Consider the following 3,025-nt stretch of genomic DNA (forward strand, 5'->3'; position numbering starts at 1 on the left):
GCCAAGGATGGCCCTTCTGGCAACCCCCGTCGAAAGCGAGGAGCGCAGGAAGCAAGCGGCAACCGGGTCGCCTTTTCTTTGGTTACTTTCTTTTGGCGACGCAAAAGAAAGTAACTCGCCTTCGGGTGCGAGAACCCGATTCAAAGAACATCGCGGTAGCGACACTTTAATAATAAAAAATGTTGATGCAGTCTAAATCCGAGCAACTGCGTAACATCAGCTCAGTTATACAGGGGGCGGAGCATGAGCGAGCAAAATAGCCAAATAACATCCGAGCGAAATCTGGCGAAGCCATTGGCCGCCATAACCATTGTCCTGGTAATCAGCGGTTATTTCAGTTTATTTTGGCCGGGCCTCTCGGTATTTGCGCAATGGATTTATCTGATTCATACATTGTTGGGGATAATTGCCGTCGTACTATTGGCGCCTTACATCATCGTGCATTTTCGAAGGACTATCGGTCTGCGTCGGCCATGGATATCGTTTTCCGGACTATTTTCCGCATTGGCGTTTCTGGCGTTGGCCGGCTCAGGATTAAGCATTGCTATAGAAGGTCAATCCGAAGCCCGGCGTTGGATTTTTCAGGCGCATATTTGGCTGGCGGCAATTATTTTGATTTTGCTAGCCGTACATATTGTCTTTCATGTCTTATCCTTATCCGTCAAGCGCAAAAAAAACGAGCCCAACCGGTTTCCATCGCTATCGGGCGGTTTTCTCAAAATCACGACACAAATACTGTTGACGAGCTTGCTATTGGCGCTCATTGCAACCGGACTGTATCAGGCTCGGGAAAATCCGTTCAAGGATGCCCCTGCGGTTGAGCCATATGTCTATGCTTATGGCGACCACCCTTTTCGGCCCAGTCAAACGGAAACCAGCACCGGTGGATTCTTTGACGCCAAACGGTTAGGAGCTTCCGAGCGTTGTGCTAGCTGTCATCAGGAAATTGCAGAGCAATGGAAAGCGTCAATCCATGCTCAGGCAGGTTCCGATAAAACCTATCAAACCAATATTAATCTGCTTTCAGACAAAAAAGGCATAGAAGCGGCCCGGTACTGCGAAGGCTGTCATGCGCCTGCCGCATTATTGAGCGGACAGCTGACTAAGGGCGGTAAGCTCGATACGCCGGGGCACCTGCAGGAAGGCGTAAGCTGCATGAGTTGTCACGGCATTGACCGTGTCGAACATGTGAAAGGTGTGGCGAGTTTCCGCTTTAAACCGCCCGTGCCTTATCTTTTTGAGGGCTCGCAGCAAGCAGTGCCTACTTTCCTTCATAATCTGCTGATACGGCTAAAGCCGGAGCAGCATAGGGCCGATTTGGCGCGGAATGTTTTGGCAACGTCGGAGATCTGTGCAACCTGTCATGCCCAGTTTATGGATAAGGATTTTAACAATTGGGGCTGGGTAAAAATGCAAGACGATTATACCGCTTGGTTAAACGGACCTTATTCCGGGCAAACCCGGCAAACGTTCGCGCATGCCCAACAGCGGCGCTGTCAAGATTGCCATTTTCCGCTTCAAGCAGGGAAGGACCCTTCCGCCAATCGAGAAGGGCTCGTTAAAACGCATTTTAATATGGGAGGCAACACAGCTATTCCTTGGGTTACTCAAAATCAAGCCCAGTTGGAGCGTACCCGCCGGTTTTTAACAGCGGACCAGATGCGCATCAGCATAGATAAGCCTAATCGGCCGGATGCCACGGAAAGTACCAGATATGTAGATCCTAAACTGATCGAATCGACTGAAGCGCCCACTTATTTTTATCTTGGAGAAAATGTCACTCTCAAAGTTGCGGTAACCAATGCCCAGGTTGGCCATGCCTTTCCGGGCGGCACCACCGATATAAATGAGGCATGGATACATTTTTTGGTGAAGGACGGGCAGGGACGCAAGATTTATGAATCAGGCTATCTGGATCAGGACAACAATGTCGAGCAAGGAGCGTATTTTTATAAATCGATCCCGATCGACCGAATCGGTAATGCCGTATGGCGACACGATCTGTTTAACATGGTCGGCGATAGCTTTAAACGCGTTATTCCTTCAGGAGGAACCGATGTAACCAGCTTTTCTTTCAAAGTGCCGGATGATGCAAAAGGGCCGTTAATCGTAACCGCAGGCCTAAAATATAGAAAACTCAATAACCGTTACGCCAGATGGGCGCTAAAGGATGATAAGGTTGAATTGCCTGTCGTTGAAATGGCAACCAGTTCAATGCTGTTGCCGATTAAAATAAAACCCGAAGTTGCCGTGGTGGAACCGCGATTATAACGGCGTAAAGAATAGTCAAAAGACGAAGCAAGACGTCAATGACTTGTCAGCTTTTTTTACAACCGTGGGTTATGCGTGGTCAGTTGGTTTATTTGTATTATTTAACCTTATGTTTTTTATGAGCAGATAAGAAGTCGGCTCATTTATTGTATATGTATTTGGATCTAGTAAAAACCATACGGATTAAAGTTATGTTCAAAAAACAAATAATGCTCTCAAGTTTATTCATAGCTTCCATGGCGTTATCAAACGCCGTATCAGCAACACCCATTGTAAACGGTACTTTTGATACGGACTTGTCCGGCTGGTCAGCCGTCTCAAATGGCGGGGATGCTCAACAAGCTGCGGGCCAAGCGGTTTTATCGACCGGTGATAATGTGGCGCCTTATTCTTCGGTCCTTGTTCAAGGCGACGACGGTTCTTTTTCTTTCGCTAATCCTATCGTGCTAGGCGCCGGGGACGACTTTTTTAAATTCGATGCTTTTTTCACCACGTTGGCTGAAGATGTACTGGAATCGGGTGTAGGCTCCAGTGACAATCTGCAAGTCTGGCTTTACGATGAGTTTGATAGCGGCTTAGACACCCTAATTGCCACAATTGATGCCTCAACGGTTGGCTCAAGTTTTTCTTTTAATTTATCATCCTTTATCGGTCGTTCAGTGGCATTTTCCTTTGAATTGAATGACGAAGACGATGGCCACAATTCACAAGTCGCTCTCGACAATATTCGCATAGAGCAGCGTTCCGTTACAGT

Annotated in this window: 2 protein-coding genes and 1 pseudogene; all 3 read left to right on the forward strand. The window is 47.6% G+C overall.

Features of this window, described 5'->3' with window-relative positions:
• Window positions 1-196, forward strand: a pseudogene (locus EPO18_RS00350) (hypothetical protein); the annotation flags it as partial.
• Window positions 197-243: 47 nt separating this feature from the next.
• A complete protein-coding gene (locus EPO18_RS00355) occupies window positions 244-2,271 on the forward strand; it encodes a cytochrome c family protein (RefSeq protein WP_292428931.1) in 2,028 nt (675 codons plus the stop codon).
• Between the two features lie 191 nt (window positions 2,272-2,462).
• Window positions 2,463-3,025: hypothetical protein (locus EPO18_RS00360; RefSeq protein WP_292428934.1), on the forward strand; the 563-nt coding region annotated here is incomplete at its 3' end.

Source organism: Methylobacter sp. (assembly GCF_004322395.1).
In the GTDB taxonomy this organism is placed as follows: domain Bacteria; phylum Pseudomonadota; class Gammaproteobacteria; order Methylococcales; family Methylomonadaceae; genus Methylobacter_A.

Excerpts from the sequence above, each read along its gene's own strand:
- EPO18_RS00355 (WP_292428931.1), top strand. The coding sequence starts at position 244 with ATGAGCGAGCAAAATAGCCAAATAACATCCGAGCGAAATCTGGCGAAG.